Origin of the sequence: Spirillospora sp. CA-142024, assembly GCF_050942325.1 — a bacterium.
Taxonomy (GTDB): domain Bacteria; phylum Actinomycetota; class Actinomycetes; order Streptosporangiales; family Streptosporangiaceae; genus Spirillospora.
This window is the reverse complement of the sequence record NZ_CP192077.1, coordinates 893,973-909,641: the sequence shown is the minus strand read 5'-3', so window position 1 is coordinate 909,641 and position 15,669 is coordinate 893,973. Positions and strand designations below refer to the sequence as shown.

General features: G+C 69.7%; 17 protein-coding genes and 1 pseudogene. 6 read left to right on the top strand and 12 right to left on the bottom strand.

Features of this window, described 5'->3' with window-relative positions:
- Nucleotides 1–942: 942 nt before the first annotated feature.
- A complete protein-coding gene (locus ACQPZP_RS04585) occupies nt 943–1,632 on the top strand; it encodes a haloacid dehalogenase type II (protein WP_433476378.1) in 690 nt (229 codons plus the stop codon).
- A 308-nt stretch (nt 1,633–1,940) separates the two neighbouring features.
- Here ACQPZP_RS04585 and ACQPZP_RS04580 read toward each other — a convergent pair whose 3' ends face one another.
- The 5 genes and pseudogenes from ACQPZP_RS04580 to ACQPZP_RS04560 form a co-directional block, all read right to left on the bottom strand.
- Complete coding sequence (locus ACQPZP_RS04580; RefSeq protein ID WP_433476377.1) at nt 1,941–2,822, bottom strand: alpha/beta fold hydrolase; 882 nt, start codon at nt 2,820–2,822, stop codon at nt 1,941–1,943.
- Nucleotides 2,823–2,863: 41 nt separating this feature from the next.
- On the bottom strand, nt 2,864–3,088 hold the full coding sequence (locus ACQPZP_RS04575) for a MarR family transcriptional regulator (RefSeq protein ID WP_433479549.1): 225 nt from the start codon (nt 3,086–3,088) through the stop codon (nt 2,864–2,866).
- A 42-nt stretch (nt 3,089–3,130) separates the two neighbouring features.
- Nucleotides 3,131–4,003: a polysaccharide deacetylase family protein gene (locus tag ACQPZP_RS04570; RefSeq protein ID WP_433476376.1), complete on the bottom strand. Its 873-nt coding sequence runs from the start codon at nt 4,001–4,003 to the stop codon at nt 3,131–3,133.
- A 272-nt stretch (nt 4,004–4,275) separates the two neighbouring features.
- Nucleotides 4,276–5,868, bottom strand: a pseudogene (metE, locus tag ACQPZP_RS04565) (5-methyltetrahydropteroyltriglutamate--homocysteine S-methyltransferase); the annotation flags it as partial.
- 364 nt (nt 5,869–6,232) lie between these two features.
- Nucleotides 6,233–7,357: a glycoside hydrolase family 76 protein gene (locus ACQPZP_RS04560; RefSeq protein ID WP_433476375.1), complete on the bottom strand. Its 1,125-nt coding sequence runs from the start codon at nt 7,355–7,357 to the stop codon at nt 6,233–6,235.
- 282 nt (nt 7,358–7,639) lie between these two features.
- On the opposite strand from ACQPZP_RS04560, the gene ACQPZP_RS04555 reads away from it, so the two are divergent.
- On the top strand, nt 7,640–8,392 hold the full coding sequence (locus ACQPZP_RS04555) for a DeoR/GlpR family DNA-binding transcription regulator (protein WP_433476374.1): 753 nt from the start codon (nt 7,640–7,642) through the stop codon (nt 8,390–8,392).
- Between the two features lie 328 nt (nt 8,393–8,720).
- Here the strand turns inward: ACQPZP_RS04555 and ACQPZP_RS04550 are convergent, their stop codons facing one another.
- Complete coding sequence (locus ACQPZP_RS04550; RefSeq protein ID WP_433476373.1) at nt 8,721–9,581, bottom strand: site-specific integrase; 861 nt, start codon at nt 9,579–9,581, stop codon at nt 8,721–8,723.
- Between the two features lie 50 nt (nt 9,582–9,631).
- On the bottom strand, nt 9,632–9,832 hold the full coding sequence (locus tag ACQPZP_RS04545) for a hypothetical protein (RefSeq protein ID WP_433476372.1): 201 nt from the start codon (nt 9,830–9,832) through the stop codon (nt 9,632–9,634).
- Between the two features lie 357 nt (nt 9,833–10,189).
- Here ACQPZP_RS04545 and ACQPZP_RS04540 point away from each other — a divergent pair, with 357 nt between their 5' ends.
- A complete protein-coding gene (locus ACQPZP_RS04540) occupies nt 10,190–10,441 on the top strand; it encodes a DUF4873 domain-containing protein (protein WP_433476371.1) in 252 nt (83 codons plus the stop codon).
- Between the two features lie 107 nt (nt 10,442–10,548).
- Here the strand turns inward: ACQPZP_RS04540 and ACQPZP_RS04535 are convergent, their stop codons facing one another.
- From ACQPZP_RS04535 to ACQPZP_RS04520, 4 genes are all read right to left on the bottom strand, one after another.
- A complete protein-coding gene (locus tag ACQPZP_RS04535; protein ID WP_433476370.1) occupies nt 10,549–10,848 on the bottom strand; it encodes a hypothetical protein in 300 nt (99 codons plus the stop codon).
- Between the two features lie 772 nt (nt 10,849–11,620).
- Nucleotides 11,621–11,716: a hypothetical protein gene (locus ACQPZP_RS04530; protein ID WP_433476369.1), complete on the bottom strand. Its 96-nt coding sequence runs from the start codon at nt 11,714–11,716 to the stop codon at nt 11,621–11,623.
- The gene (locus ACQPZP_RS04525) at nt 11,713–12,396 is read right to left on the bottom strand and encodes an alcohol dehydrogenase catalytic domain-containing protein (protein WP_433476368.1); all 684 of its coding nucleotides are present in this window, start codon (nt 12,394–12,396) and stop codon (nt 11,713–11,715) included. The genes ACQPZP_RS04530 and ACQPZP_RS04525 overlap by 4 nt, the downstream gene beginning before the upstream one ends.
- The gene (locus ACQPZP_RS04520) at nt 12,396–13,277 is read right to left on the bottom strand and encodes a haloalkane dehalogenase (RefSeq protein ID WP_433476367.1); all 882 of its coding nucleotides are present in this window, start codon (nt 13,275–13,277) and stop codon (nt 12,396–12,398) included. Before ACQPZP_RS04520 ends, ACQPZP_RS04525 begins: the two co-directional genes overlap by 1 nt.
- A gap of 74 nt (nt 13,278–13,351) precedes the next feature.
- Here ACQPZP_RS04520 and ACQPZP_RS04515 point away from each other — a divergent pair, with 74 nt between their 5' ends.
- Entirely contained in the window at nt 13,352–13,849 is a 498-nt protein-coding gene (locus ACQPZP_RS04515) for a MarR family winged helix-turn-helix transcriptional regulator (protein WP_433476366.1), read from the top strand.
- A 172-nt stretch (nt 13,850–14,021) separates the two neighbouring features.
- On the opposite strand, the gene ACQPZP_RS04510 is transcribed toward ACQPZP_RS04515, so the two are convergent.
- On the bottom strand, nt 14,022–14,333 hold the full coding sequence (locus ACQPZP_RS04510) for a hypothetical protein (RefSeq protein ID WP_433476365.1): 312 nt from the start codon (nt 14,331–14,333) through the stop codon (nt 14,022–14,024).
- A 140-nt stretch (nt 14,334–14,473) separates the two neighbouring features.
- Between ACQPZP_RS04510 and ACQPZP_RS04505 the strand changes: the two genes are divergently transcribed.
- On the top strand, nt 14,474–15,046 hold the full coding sequence (locus ACQPZP_RS04505; protein ID WP_433476364.1) for an NUDIX domain-containing protein: 573 nt from the start codon (nt 14,474–14,476) through the stop codon (nt 15,044–15,046).
- Between the two features lie 136 nt (nt 15,047–15,182).
- On the top strand, nt 15,183–15,554 hold the full coding sequence (locus ACQPZP_RS04500; protein WP_433476363.1) for a hypothetical protein: 372 nt from the start codon (nt 15,183–15,185) through the stop codon (nt 15,552–15,554).
- Nucleotides 15,555–15,669 lie beyond the last annotated feature (115 nt).

The following is a 15,669-nucleotide window of genomic DNA, read 5'->3' as shown; positions in this document are numbered from 1 at the left end:
TGGAGACTCGACGGCCGAAATGTCATGGTACGAGTTAAAATGCAAATACATGAACCTTCAATGACCAAGGCCGCCGCCACCGCCGAGCGAGGGCACGGTTTCCGGACGGAATCACCAGCCCGCCAGAGACCTTTAAAATCTCAGCAACGGATCGGTATCGCCCACAGTTAACAGGTGGCGCGGCGGTTCCGGATGACACCGTCGTCGGCGAACGCCTGGCACAGGTCCTGGGTGCGAGGCGGCGGGAACGCGCTGGCGTCCAAAGGGCCCGGGCGGATCGCGGTGCCTGCTGACCGAAGCTGAACTGGAGGCGCTGCGAGCGGCGCCTGATGCGGGGCCGGCGGCGCATGGCTGGGGTGGCCCGGATCGCGATGGTGATCGGGGCGATGTTCGGCCCCGGCTGGTCGCCGCGGGTCCCGATCCAGTCCCAGATAGGCACGATGGGGGGCCGATTGCCCAACCTTCCCGTCTTGGGCTCGAGCCTGCACAAGAAGGACTGATAATGCAGGAGTGTTCGCACTCTGCAGGTCTTCAGTCCCCTCGAATTTCGATAACGTTCGGCCCGCGCACGTATGCCGAGTGCACGGGCTGGAACGCGATTGCGGTGGGGATGATCGGGTGGCTGATTCTCCAGTGTAACGCTGCAAACATCGCCGATCGGGTTGGGTGCCATATACAATTAGTTACGGACTCGGAAACAGAATTACCCCATAAGCTCATCCGACACCAGTTCCGTTTCGTCGCTGTTGACCCAAGCCTCGCGGCCACAAACAATCCTCAGATCGTTGGCTCGAAGGAAGAGCGCGAAGTCGGCCCACCCACCGCCCACACGACCCCACACTGCGCCCGGCGCCGGTCCACGCCGCGGTGAGGCCGGCTGGACGCGGGTAGTACCAGGCAGCGGTCCTGGTCGGCTTGACCCGTGACGGGGTAAGGAGATCGATGATGGACGCAGCGATCCGGCTGGTGCTCTTCGACGTCAACGAGACCCTGAGCGACATGTCGCCGCTCCGGGCGCGATTTGAGGACGTCCGCGCGCCGGGTGAGCTGGCCGCGACCTGGTTCGCCGGAGTCCTGCGCGACGGGTTCGCGCTCACCGCCGCCGGCGCCTACGCCGACTTCCGCGACGTGGCCGACGCCGGGCTGCGCGGTCTGCTGACCGGTCTGCCGGGCTGGGACGGGGATGCCGGCGGCGCCGCCGCGCACATCCTGGACGGCTTCGCCGACCTCGGCGTGCACCCCGACGTGCCCGACGGCGTCCGTGAGCTGCACGCGGCGGGACTTCGGCTGGCCACCCTGACCAACGGCTCCACCGCCACCACCGAACGACTGCTGTCCCGGGCCGGCTTGTCCGAGTACTTCACGGCACTGCTGGACGTCAGCGCTCCCCGGGCGTGGAAGCCCGCCCCGGCGGCTTACCGGTACGCCATCGGCACCCTGGACACCGATCCGGCTGAATCATTGCTGGTGGCCGTCCACCCCTGGGACATCGACGGTGCCCGCCGCGCCGGTCTTCAGGCCGCCTGGCTGCGGCGCGGCGCGACCGTCTACCCCGGCGTACTGACCGCCCCGACCCGGTCGGCGGCGGACCTGCGCGAACTGGCGCGCGAGCTCGTCGCGGCGGCCCGCTGAGGCCTGGTGCCGCCCGCGCCGATCAGCGAGTGCGGGAGCGTTCGGCATGGTCGATCGGGAACGGGATGACGCGGCCGATCTGGCCATCGCGGTGCAGTAGCCAGTTTGAGGTCGCGGTGACCTCGCAGTGGCGCAGCCGCGCCATGCCGCAGCGAGCATCGATGACGCGATGAACATACCGAAGGCCGGCCTGGTGGGCCCGTAGATCAGCAGCACACCGGCGACGAGGTTGAGAGCGTGACCGGCGGGTCCGGTGGCGTCCAGCCGGGTCCGCGACAGCCGGGCCCAGGCGGACTGGATGTGGTGGTTCAGTGGGGTTGCCGGGTCAGGAAGGCGGTGATGGTGGCGGCGATGTCGGGGTAGTCGTCGCCGAGCCAGATCATGTGGCTGGGGGCGGTGCTGGTGATCAGGCGGGCGTTGGGGATGGCGTTGGACAGGGACTGGGCGTGGGCGTAGGAGACCGAGCCGTCGTCGCGGGCGGCGATGACGAGGGTGGGCTGGCGCAGCCGGGCGGCTTGGGCGGTCAGCGCGTCGAGATGGTGCGGGGCGGTCATGGTGCGGACGTCGTTGGCGAATCCGGCGCCTGCGCGCATCTGGCCGAACAACTCCAGCAGCATGGCGCGCTGGGCGGTGGTGAGGGCGGACAGCAGTTCGGTGACCGAGCGGCGGGTGAGGTCGGGTAGCAGCAGCCGCAGGCCCAGGCCGGGGGCGCGGCGCATCAAGGTGTGGAGCAGCGCCCAGGTGACCGGTTCGACACGGGGACGGAACACGATGCCCGCGCCCACGCGCGTGCGGCGGTCGGGCCACGGCAGCAGCCCGACCGCGCTCTGCAGGATGAGGCGTTCGACCAGGTCGGGGTGGCGGGCCGCCAGCGTCAGCGCGGTGGGACCGCCGGCCGACTGGCCCACCACGGCGGTCAGGGATGTGATGCCGAGCCTGCCGCACAGGTCGCGGAGGGCGTCGGCGAACCGGTCGGGTGCGGCGCCGGTGGCCAGCGGAGTACGGCCGTAGCCCGGGCGGGAGACGGCCAGCACGGTGCAGCCGGCATCGGCGAACACCTCCTCGCCCAGGGGCAGTGCGGCGCGCATGTGCCCGCCGTGCAGCATCAGCGCGACGCGGGGTCCGCGTTCCTCCAGCCGGTACTCCACCGGCCCGGCTGGAAGATCGATCAGCGTCGTCGCCCGCTCCATGGTGCCCCTCCGGCTGTGCGGTCAGGTGCTGGGGCCATGATTCACGGCCGGGCAGGGCCGCACCAGGGACGCGAGCCGCTCTGCGGCGGTCCCGGCGGCATCCGGGAGCCTTCAGGTGCCGCGTCCGGTGCGGGGGCTCGTGCGATCAGTCCGACGGTGGACAGCATCTTGATCGCGCCGGACACGGCGCCGGAACTGATGCCCAGGCGTTCGGCGAGTTCGGGTGCGGTGATGCCGTCTTGGTCGGCGAACATGAACGCCGCCAGGACTCGCGCGATCGCCTTCTGCAGTCCTGCGCTTGCCGAAAACTACGTCTGGGTTCGGTGATCGGTGAAGGCAACGGCGCCAGCGGGCGTGCGGCGGGTCTGCACCCACCGCTCCATCTCCGCGGTCATCCTCGGCATCCGCACCCCGATCAGCACCGCTTGGATTCCGGCATCGGCCAGAGCGGCGTCGAACAAGTCGCGGAACTTGCCGTCGCGGTCGCGGATCAGGAACCGTTGCCCGGCAGCCGGCGTCCTCCAGGTCCTTGACCAGGTTCCGGGCCGCCTGGCCACCCGCGCTGCGGTCGGGTGAGCGGTGGCGCCCAGAACCCGAATGCGGCGGGTGTGGTGCAGCACTCCGGTGATGTCGGCGATCTCCTTTTGCGCGTCGACGATCTCGGCGCGCAGCCTCTTGGGCGACAGCGCGCCGAACGGCAGCGGATGGGTGCGGCTGTGGTTGCTCACCTGGTGACCGGCGTCAGCGACCCGGCGGGCCAGCCCGGGGTACTCGCGCGCCATCTCCGAGATCATAAAGAACGACGCCTTGACCTGCTGCTCGGCCAGCAGATCAAGGATCCGCGGGGTCCACTGCGGGTCCGGGCCGTCGTCGATGGTGAGCGCGAGCGCGGCAGGAGCCGGAGCGGGGACGATCTCCGGTAGGTGTCGCAGCGGGTGCACGGTCGCGGTCAACTTCTCGGCCGTCCACGACGCGGGCCGCACCACGGGGACCGGCTTTGGCGTCGGGGGCGAGCTGGGCTGCTTCACTACCGACAGCGGGGGCGTCGCCGGCCGCCGGGGCTGGGCGGCGGCGGCAGGTGAACGGGCCACATCGTCCGCGCCGAGCGCGACCAGCCCGACCACGCCCATGAGCCGCAGTGCCTTACGGCGGGTCGGCCCGCTCATCTTCACTTCCGCCACGGGGGTCACGTTAACGATCTTTCAGGTGATGTACGGCCTTTATGGAGATCACTTTCAGGCTGCCGCCGAACACACGTGTGCGAGACGAATGAACCCAACTCCTGTCGGCCATCACCTGCTCCGGAGCAGCGGCCGCCGACGACATCACGTTCGCCCGATGCGCCAACCGCGGCGGCGGTGAAACACCGGGTTTGGGCCGTGTGCAGATGTGGGCAGGACGACGGCGCACGGCCGGCTCCAGGCCGAGCCGTGCGCCGTCGATCGGATACGGCTCAGCCCGCGGCGCCCTGTCGGACTCGTTGCGCGGCGGTGACCAGGTTGCGCAGTGCCGCCTCGGTTTCGGGGTAGGCGCGGGTCTTCAGCCCGCAATCGGGATTGACCCAGAGCTTGGCGGGCTCGATGGCCTGCAGCGCGCGGCGCAGGTTGTCCTCGATCTCCTCGGCCGTGGGGACGCGGGGAGAGTGGATGTCGTAGACACCGGGGCCGATGCCGTTCTGGTATCCGGCGGCTCGCAGGTCGCTGACCAGTTCCGTGTGCGAGCGGGCTGTCTCGACGCTGGTGACGTCGGCGTCCAGTGCCCCGATCGCGTCGATGATCTCACCGAATTCGGAGTAGCACATGTGGGTGTGGATCTGCGTGGAGTCGGCCACTCCGGAGGTGACCAGGCGGAAGGCTGCGACGGCCCATTCCAGGTAGGCGGCGTGGTCGGCGGCGCGAAGGGGGAGCAGTTCGCGCAGAGCGGGCTCGTCGACCTGGATGATGCGGATGCCGGCCGATTCCAGGTCGCCGATCTCGTCGCGCAAGGCGAGGGCGACCTGGCGGGCAGTTTCGGCCAGGGGCTGGTCGTCGCGGACGAACGACCAGGCCAGCATGGTGACCGGGCCGGTGAGCATGCCCTTGACCGGCCTGCTCGTCAGCCCTTGGGCGTAGGTGGTCCATTCGACGGTCATCGGGCGGGGACGGGCGACGTCGCTGTGCAGGATCGGCGGCCGGACGTACCAGGACCCGTAGGACTGCACCCATCCGTGCTCGGTCGCGGCGTAACCGTCCAGTTGCTCGGCGAAGTACTGGACCATGTCGTTGCGCTCGGGTTCGCCGTGCACGAGCACGTCGAGCCCGAGTTCCTCCTGCAGCGCAATGACCCGGCGATCTCCTCCTGCATCGCCCGGGTGTAGGCGTCCTGGGAGATGCGCCCAGCCCGGTGGTCAGCGCGGGCCTTGCGCACCTGCCGGGTCTGGGGGGAAGGAGCCGATGGTGGTGGCCAGGTCGGGCAGTTTCAGTGCGGCGCGCTGCGCGGCGAACCGAGCCGCGCGGTCCCCGCGGGAGGAGTCGCCGAGGGTGTCCAGGAGAGCACGGACATCGTGGTCGATCCCGGCGGCCGGCACCGGGACCTGCGCGGCAGGGGCGGGCGCGTCCTCGCGCAGCGCCCGGCCGAGCGCGACGACCTCGCCGACCTTCTGCCGGGTGAAGGCCAGCCGCTCCCGCACCGCCGGTTCGAGCGCGGTCTCGGCGTCCAGGTCGATCGGGACGTGCAGCAGCGAGCAGGAGGTGCTCACGACGACCTGGTCTGCCAGGCCGAGCAGAGTCGCGCAGGTGGCCATGGCCTGCTTCTGGTCGGAGCGCCAGACGTTGCGTCCGTCGACCACGCCCGCCACGACGGTCTTGCGCAGCAGCCCGCCGACGGAGGCGAGCACGTCCAGGTTGCCGTGACCGGCGACCAGGTCCAGACCGACCGCCTCGACGCGGGACGAGGCAAGGGCGCGCAGCGCATCTGCGCCGATCGCGCCGAAGTAGGTCGCCACCAGCAGACGCGGCCTGCTGGACAGCTCACCAAACCGCGTGTACGCGCGGGCCAGTGCAGCGACCTCCTCCTCCGAACCGCGCCGGGTGGACTTCGGCGACGACGACGCGAACCGGACGATCGCGCGGTTACTGGTCGTGGAACTGGACGATGTCCAGGTGCTTCCCCACCGCAGGCAAAGTCCCTGGCGATGACCCCGCCGTCGCTCGCCCCGCGGGTTCGTCGTGATCATCGACGGCATCACCATGCAGTACCTGGCCGACCGCGGACACCGTCGCGCCCATCGCGAGGCCTTTGCACAGCTCATCGACGGGCTGCTGACCAGCGCGGGCGCCTGAACGCCATCGCCACATCCGCCGGCCGGCGTTCACATGGCGTGGCGGATGTGGCGACGTCGTCGTGAGCGGGCGAGTCCGTTCGCTCAGTGGTTACAGGACGGCGGCGAGCAGGCTTACGGCGGACTCCTGGCGGGCGATGTCGGCCTGGTCGAACGGGCCCGTCCAGCGCAGGCCGTACTGGTCGGCGTTGTTCCGGTCGTAGGTGAAGGCGGAGCGGGCCTGGGTCGTCAGGTAGTTCCGGTACGGGTGGCCGGGGAGCGCGCGGTCGAGTTCGGCGAGGTTCCGCGCGAAGATGCCCTTGAACGCCGCCTGGTCGGAGTTGCACGTGGCGGCGGCCTCGCAGGGTTCGGTGAGGATTCCGCGCGGTGACAGGCCCGGGTCGGTGGTCACGGCGTCGGCGATCCGCCGGGCGGTGGCGAGCAGGGACGGGTCGCCGGTGGCGCGGTGCAGCTCCGTCAGGCCGCCCAGGATCACGCCCTGGTTGTACGTCCAGGTGGTGCCGCCGTTGTTGCCGCAGCTTCCGCTCTGCGTCGCCAGGCCGTCGTTGACAAGGTGGGATCCGTTGATCATCCCGCTGCGGGCGAACCAGCGCCAGGCATGGCGCGCGTGGGCGAGGTACTCGGTGTCGCCCGGGATCCGGTTGTGCAGGGAGGCGGCCAGTTTGAGGTAGAGCTCGTTGCTGATGGCGTTCTTGTAGGTCTTCCCGGGCAGGTCCCACCAGATGCCGCCGCCGCAGGTGTCGTCCCAGTACTGGCGCATGTACGCCTCGTCGGTCTCGGCGATCTTCAGGTACCTGTTGTCGCGGGTGAGGTCGTACATGCGGACCATCGCCAGCGCCCACCAGCCGGTGTCGTCGGTGGAGTCCGCGCGGAACTCGCCGCCGCCCTGCGGCCACCAGGGCAGCGGCTTGCGCTGGAGCTCGATGGTGTTCTTCACCTGGGGCAGGTAGCGGGTCGAGCGGGTCCGCGCCATGTAGTCGAGGAGTGCCTGGAGCGCGTTGCCCGACTGCCACCAGGGGCTCTCGGGCTGCCAGCGTCCGCTCGCCTGGTCGTAGAACCCCATCATCGCGTCGACGGCCGATCTGGCACGGGCCCGCGCGGTCCTGTCCTCGCCCGCGTCCGCGCTTGCGGCGGACGTGCCCACGGCGAGCGCCAGCACGGCGCCAGTCACGAGGGAGACCAGACCCTTTCCCGTACGTCGCTTCAGTCCGGTCATCGCGCACCCTCCATGACAACGAGGCGTCCCAGCCCATGGCCTCCGCCCGGGCGGGTAGTGCGCTGAATTGTGTCCCGGGCGGGACGAGACGCGCAAGGGTCGGCAGGATCGTTCACATGTGTGAGTGCTCTTGCTTGAAATTGACGGAGGCGTCGGTTGGTTCGCCGCGACGGCGGGCAGGTGGGGAGCGCACGTCGGCTCGTGCGCCCACGAGAGCCGACGCGCAGGAGCGTGATGGAGAATGTCTGGTGGTGATCGGTCTTGCGCGAGTACGGTCGACGCATGCTCCGGGACCGACGCCATGAGCTGATCCTCCGCATCCTGCGCTCCGAAGGGCCGGTGACGGTGGAGACGCTGGCCGAGCGCTTGGCGGCGAGCCTCGCCACCATACGCCGCGATCTGCAAAAGCTCGACGAGGAGGGCCTGCTCAAACGGGTGCACGGTGGTGCGATGCCGGTCGAGGGCCATGACGACCCCTTCACGGACGTCGCCGAGGTCCGGCCCGCCGAGAAGGACGCCGTCGCGCTGCGCTGCGCCGAGCTGATCCAGGACGGCGAGACCGTGCTGCTCGACATCGGCACGACCGCGCACATGGTGGCGCGGCACCTACGGGGCCGGGCGCTGACGGTCGTCACCAGCAGCCTCCCGGTGGTCGAGACGCTGGCCGACGACCAGCACGTCCAACTCGTCGTTCTCGGCGGCATGCTGCGCCGTGACTACCGGTCGCTGGTCGGCTACCTGACGGAGGACAACCTGCGGCAGATCCACGCGGACCGGCTTGTCCTCGGCACCAGCGGGATACGGCCGACCGGAACCGTCATGGACACGACGGTGGTCGAGGTGCCGGTCAAACGAGCCATGATCGCGGCCAGCGGGCAGGTGGTCCTCGTCGCCGACGCCGGCAAGTTCCCGGGCACCGGTATGGCGAAGGTCTGCGATGCCACCGACCTGGACGTGGTCATCACGAACGCTCCGGTCGATCCGGACACGGGGGCAGCCCTCGCGGATGCCGGAGTGCAGGTGCTGGAGGTGTGAGGTGCTCGGCGTCCGCTGAACCGCTGCGGCTGTTCAGACGTCGCTTTCTGGGAGTGCGCTTGCCGAAGACTCCATCCATGCTGGTCAGGCAGGGTTGCCGGCGCCGGGTGCACCGGTGATCACGCTTGGGGCCCGCCTGGGGCCGACCTGAGGCCACAAACAGCAGGCTCCGGACACGCCTCGCCAGCTCCCACGGGCATCATCATCCGACCGACAGCCGGGCAACAGCGATCCGGCGTCCGGCCCCTCCTCGGCACCGGACACGGTCTGATTGTTCAGTTAGCCCTTCCGCGGTAGACGACACAGGACGCGGAGCGGACGCTCTCAATCACGCAGCCAGCGCCGCGGTGGACCGGCCACCAGCACGCGCGGTGGCAGATCGCCCTCTGGGGCTCGATGGTCGTCGCCGTCGTCGGGTGCCGGGCACCCGCCACCCGGCACGCAGTACGTGCGTGGCAGTCTTTTCAGCGGCGATGTGCGCGAGCTTGGGGAGGACGCTGGTGTAGGTGTCGGCGGTCAGCACGACGCTGGAATGCCCGAGCATCTCCTGCGCCACCTTCAACTCCACCCCGGCCGCCAGCGCCAGCGTGGCCGCGCCGTGCCGCAGGTCGTGCAGCCGGACCGGCGGTAGCCGGTACTCCGCCAGCAGGCCCTGGAACACGTGCGTAAGCCGCCCCGGACTTACCGGATCGCCGTTGAGGTTGGTGAACACATACCCGCCGTCGCGGTATCGGTCACCGTAGGCGGCGGCCTCCGCCTCCCGCCGGACGCGGTGGGCTCGCAGCGCGGCGATCGTGGTGCGATCCAACGCGATCACGCGGGCGCTGTGCGCGGTCTTGGGCGGGCAGGGCTCCAGCCGTCCATTCCGCCGCTGCAGTTGCTGAGAGATGGTCGCGGTGCCGTGTTCCAGGTCCACGTCCACCCAGCGCAGCCCGGGCGCCTCGCCACGGCGCAGCTCCCGCGGCGCGATCAGGTGGTAGGCGGCGTAGAGGCGGTGGCCGCGGATGGCATGCAGGAATGCGGCGGTCTGCTCGGCAGTCCACACCGCCACCGCCGGATGCTCCCCGGTCCGTCCCCAATGCTCGACCCGGGCGGCGGTCCACACCGCTGCTCGCGGCCGCCGCGCCGGGGGCATTGCCAGCAGCGCCGGGTTCTCGGCGATGAGCCCGTCCCGGAGCGCGGTGTTCAAAGCGCTGCGCAGTGTCGAGCCTTGAGATCCTGCACGGAACCCAGTGCGGCTCAGATGCGGCGGGTGTGGTGCTCGATGACCGCGAGCACGTACATGCGGGCGCCGGTGAGGGCCACGGTCTCCAGGAAGTCACACGCCAGCAGCGCCTCTGCCTGGGAACGCAGGAAGTCGGCCCAGGTGGTGGAGGCACGCTGGGGTGCCGGATCGATGCCGGCGTCGTTGAGGATCTCCCAGACCGTGGAAGGCGCCACCTTGACGCCGACCCGAGTGAAGGCGGGGGCGCCCGGCCTCTTCCCACTGCTTGAGCCATTCGCGCAGGATGGTCGGAGACGGTTGGCCAGAGGCGCCGGCGAGGACCCGTAGCCGGCGGAAAGGCCGGCAAGACCATGCGGGGCGTTGTCATCGAAGCAGAGTCGGTGGTCCTGTGCGGCCCCGGTGGCCGCGGCTGCGACCCGGGGAACAGGACGGTCTCGTACGCGGTGAACGCGGCCTCAGTGCCGGGCCGCGCGACGAGTATTGAAGCGGCACGGCCGGGAACGTCCGACCTCAACGCTATGGTGCGTCTTCATGAACACAGTCCACAGCAGCCTGGATGAGAAGATCCGGGCGTGAGCCGCTACCGGGGGCCCGCCACCCTGATCAGCAGCGGCGGATCCGAGGTCGAGGTCTACGTCGATCTGCGCGCGAAGCAGCGGGAGTGGTCCGGGACCGTGACCATCACCGACTTCGATGCCGACGACCCGCACGACCGGACGCTGAGACTTCCCGACGGCCGCGAGGCACAGGTCACGCTCGGCGGTTCCGAAGCCTGGTCTGACGTCATCACGCTGCTCGGAAGTGGTCCGCCGCCCTTCGCCTGAGCAGACCGTCCAACCGGCGAACTCAACGGCACGCCTGGGCGTACTCGGCCCACAGGGCAGCCTCGGCGAGGCGGAACTTTCGTTGCGGGCCGCCTGGTGCGGGGATGTCAGCCGCCCAGTTTCATGACCAGCGAGCGCAGGTGAGGTGTGGCGGCGTTCTCCTGGCCGCGCTTCACCCAGGCCGCGATGTGTTCGCTGACCAGCTCGGCGAAGCTCGCGCGCTCGTCGTTGCTGAGCTCGACCGTGGTCGTGGTGTCGGTCCGGCAGTCGTAGGCCCTGAAGAGGATGTCCCCGACCGCCTGTTCTGCCGCAGGAGGCTTGCGGTTGCGCTGAGCATGCCAAGCGGCACTGTTGTTGACGACGCCCCACCCGTGCAGGGCCTCGTGGTTGGTGAGTTCGAGCCTCATGGGGCCGGTACCTCTCGCTGCCAGGTGTCACCACACCTTATGCAGGCACCCTACGCAGCTTCGGCCACACCGACCGGCCGGATTGCACGCCCACCACCGGCCGAGCACGGTGACCGATCCAGGCTCTGCAGGACCGGACGGGAAGGCTCACTGACGTGATCGGCGCTTCGCATCGAGACCCGCCTTCCCCCAGCCAACGCCCGACGGTCCGCCGCAGCGGCGGCCGTGTACGCCACCGCAGCCGCCGCGCTCACCACGTCCATCACCGCCGCCCTCGCCAGCGCCGCCCCCAACGACACCGCTTCACACCACGGTCTCCGCACCGCGGCCGTGAGGCCTGTGAAGGCCTCCGCCACGGCCTGTTCGGCAAGCGCGGCGTCGAAGAGGAACACGCCCCTGCCCGCCTTTCTTCGCCGACCTTTTGACTCGTGCCACCGGCTTACCCCCGAGAGGGGACGTCTTGCCGAACGTGAACGGCTCGAACCACCCCGGCGCCATGACGGCACCGCTGCACCTTAAGACCGGACTGAGCCTCGGTGTCCTGGTTCGCACGGCCAAGGAGAACGAGCGGCGGCAGCCGATCCACCCGCTGCACCTTCAGCGGATCGACCCTGGCGTGGCGGGGCGTAGGAGCAGTGACCGGGCTGGACCGGGAAGTCCCAGTACAGGTGGCTGTAGTCCAGACGGGAGGCCTGCCGCGGCGGCTGCGCGCAGAATGCGGTGGAGCATGATGCCTCGCTCCTCAGTTCGTTCATCCATGAGAGTGCGGCGATCACGGGCGCAGGACCGTCTTTCCGGTGGTCGCGCGTGAATGCAGGGCGGTGTGGGCGGCTGGGGCGTCGGCCAGGGCGAACCGCTGGCCGATCACCGGGATGAGGCGTTCGTCGTAGAGCGCTTCCAGGGCGGCGCGTTCCAGCGGCGGGTGCCGCCCGGACGCTGCAGGATGCGTGCGCCGACGGCGCGGGTGTAGTCGATGGCGTGGTCGGCGCCGATCCGGCGGACGAGCGTCACCTTTCCGGGACCGCCCGCGACACCGACGACCGTTGCGCCGGCCGCACGGCACGCCTGCACCAGCAGAGTCCCGATCCCACCGGCGGCCGCGGTGACCACGACGACGTCGCCGGCGGCCGGCGCCGCGAGTTCGAGGATCGCCATGGCCGTCCGGCCGGTGCCGACCATCGCCACGGCGGAGTCGGCCTCGACACCGTCCGGCAGGATGTGGACGGCCGCGGTAGACGCCAGAGCCAGTTCGGCGTACCCGCCGCCCGCCAGACCGAGGTCGGCCACAACGCGTCGACCGAGAAGGCCGGTCTCGGCGTCCGCGCCGACCTCGTCGATCGTTCCGGCGACCTCCCGGCCCGGTGTCATGGGCAGGCGGGGCGCGACCCGCGGCCCGCCCGCCCCCTGGCGGATGATCGTGTCCAGCAGGTGGACACCCGCCGACTCGACCCGGATCCGCACCTGGTCAGTGGTCGGATGGGGGTCGGGCACCTCCTCCAGCCGGAGTTCCTCGGGGCCACCGAACGCATGCTGTCGGATCGCGCGCATCACGCTCGGCCCTCCTCGGCGGAGAGCAGGCCGTGCTCCTCCAGCCAGGCGACCAGCGAAACGGCGATGGCCTCGGGCTGGTCCTCGGGCGTGTGGTGGCCGGCCTTCCCGTGCGTCTGGATCTCCAGCGCGGACATGTGCGCGGCGCACCAGTCGATGATCTGCGTACTCATCATCGTGCTCTCGCCGGGTTCGAAGGCGAGCAGAAGCTTGGGCACGTCCGCGCTGTCGGTCAGCCATCGGTCATAGGCGTCGATCCTGGCGACGACGTCGGCCGGCTCGCCGTCCAGCGGCATCGACCGCGGCCACTGCAGCAACGGAACCCTGCTGCGCCGGGTGGGATAGGGCCGGCCGTAGACCGCGAGGTCCTCCTCGCTCAGCCCGGGGACGGTGCGCGGCAGAGCCTGCTCGATGAAGGCGTTGTCCTCCAGCACCATCGCCTCGCCGACCCCGGGCGTCCGCATCGATTCGAACAGCGGGCGGGCGCCGGCGGGGAACTCTGTCCAGGACATCGGTTTCACGATCGTCTCGGTGAAGGCGATGCCGCGCACCCGTCCGGGGTGGCGGGCAGCCCAGTCGAAGGCGAGCGCGCCGCCCCAGTCATGGCCGACCAGCACGACCCTGTCCAGTTCGAGAGCATCGAACCAGGCGTCGAGGTACCGCGCGTGGTCGTCGAAGCTGTAGGCGATGTCGGGCTTACCGGACTCGCCCATGCCGATCAGGTCTGGCGCCAGGCACCGGCCGGACGCACCAACCGCGGGCAGGATGTGCCGCCACAAATACGACGACGTTGGGTTGCCGTGCAGGAAGATCGTCGGGGTCGGCCCCGCCCCGAGCTCCCGGTAGAAGATCGTCGAGTCCAGGACATGTGCGGTGGGCATGGCAGGCTCCCCGAGGAAATGACATACTAGACAGGTACCTGACAAACTTAGAAAGTAGACAGGAGCCTGTCAATATGAAGGGAGACCTCTCTTCGAGGCGATCGCGGCTGTCGCTGCTCCTGCGCCTGCTCCACCGCGAGTACACCGTCGGCATCGAGGCGGCCCTTGCCGAGGCGGGCTTCGGCGACATCCGGTCCGGGGACGCGAAGGTGTTCCCGTTCGTCCCGCCGGAGGGAGTCACAGTCCGCGACCTGGCGGTGCGCGCCGGAGTCCGCAAACAGACCATGGCGCAGTCGGTCGACCAGCTCGAACGGGCCGGCTACCTGGGACGCCGCCCCAACCCCCGCGATGGCCGGTCCCGGCTGATCGTGCTCACCGAGCGGGGAAGAGCGGTCCAGCCGGTGGCGGCCGGCGCGGGAGACCGGATCGAGCAACGGTGGACCGAACTGACCAGTCCCGAGGACTTCGAGGCTCTCCATGCCCTGCTGCACCGCCTGCTGCACCGCATCGGCGAAGCGGACCCCGACGCCGCCGATCGCCTGACCTCGATCGACGAGAGCCGACTCGACTGACAGCGAGATGGCTGCGAGCCGCCGCGAGCGCAAAGGCGTTGTGGCGGGCTGTCCTTCCTGTAGGTCATCGGCTGGATACGGCCGGTACCGTCGGGTGGCGACCAGCCGGACCAGACGGAGCTTGCCCTCCTTGGCCGCCATCGCGGGCGCGGCCCGGAGCCGACAGGCCCGATCAGCCGATCGGTGGTGCGAGGTATTCCAGCGCATAACCGTCGCCGGACGGGGTTACGCGGGCGATGCCAGGTGAGTCGAGGTGGGCGCCGGCTACAAAGTGGTGTGGTCGGGTCAGTTGTTCGAGGAGGGCTGCTCGCGCGGCGCGGGCCTGGGACTGCTGTTCGAAGGTGATCGGGGCGAGCCCGCCGCCGGCGCTGTGCCTGCGTTGAGTGGTGTAGAAGTCGGCGATCCAGGTCGCAATCTTGATGCGCGCTTCGGCGCGGGAGGCCAGCGCCTTGTTCCTGCCGAGAACCACATCCGTGCAGGTCAAGCAGCCTTGTCGCGCCCATGCTCGTCACCTGCCATGGCCCTCACTCGACTGCACGACGGCAGCTCCGGTTGGCGGGCCCTCAGAGCCACGCACCACCCGGCAGCCGCCAACCACACCGCTGTATCCGGCATGATGCCGGCATGTCCGATCGTGACGCCCGCGAGCGCAGTCACCTCCTGCGGCTTTTGAGCGACCTCGAACCGTGGGACGGGCTGGAGGAGCGGCATCGTCAGCGGACAATCGAGTGGATCACTAGCGGGGCTCCGTTGTATCGGACGCGCAAACCTGACGTGCCGCCCATCCACCTGGTGAGCTACGCCATCCTGATCAGACACGGGCGCATTCTGATGGTCGATCACCGGCTCGCTGGGCTGCGCCTTCCGCCGGGCGGACATGTCGAGCCCGGGGAAGAGCCCTGGTGCACCGTCCGACGCGAAAGTCGTGAGGAACTCGGCGTGGAGGTCATGGCACCGGACTCAGCGTCCGCCGAGCGCCCCTTCTTCGCGACCTGGGCGCAGACCCGCGGAGCGGGTCAGCACACAGACGTCTCCTTCTGGTACCTCACGCGCTCCTTGGACGACGTCACCTCATTCGATCGCCGCGAGTTCGCAGGCATCGGTTGGATGAGTCCCTCGGAGATCCTCGCCGCTCCGATCGCCACTCTGGACCCCAACATGCACCGCTTCACGCACAAACTTCGGACCGTCCTCTGACCCCACGACGGTCGCACTGACTTGGTCTCCCTTTCGATCCGTAACTGCCGCTTGTGCCCGCAAGCGAAAACGGACTCAAGCTGTTCGCGCAGCGCGCACCTGCTGGCATCTGATCCATTCGCGGACGCCAGGACGCTTGCTCGTCGGCCTGCGCGGGCCGGAGACGAAGGCGACCACCGCACCGGTCCCGCCGGACGCCGAGTTCCTCGGTATCCGGTTCGCACTCGGCACGGTCCTTCGGCCGCATTCTGCAGCCTCGATCATCGACAGGTACGCGTCGTTCCCAGTGACGGACTCGGGCAGGATCGCCATCGGCGGCGAGGACTGGGAGGCGCCGACGTACGAGACCGTCGAGCACTTCGTCCGGCGACCGCAGGACGCGGGTCTGCTGGTGCGGTCACGCCTCGGGACGAGGAGCACAGCGCCGAGCATCCCGAGGCCGGCCCGACCGAGCGGGCCCTTCAGCGCCGCTACCGCGCGATCACCGGACTATCGCGAACCGCCGTGACGCAGATCGACAGCGCGAACGCCGGGCCACGATGCTGCGCGACGGCCACGACCGGCACACGGTCATCGAGACTCTCGGGTACTTCGACCAGGCCCGCCTGGCACATGCGCTACGC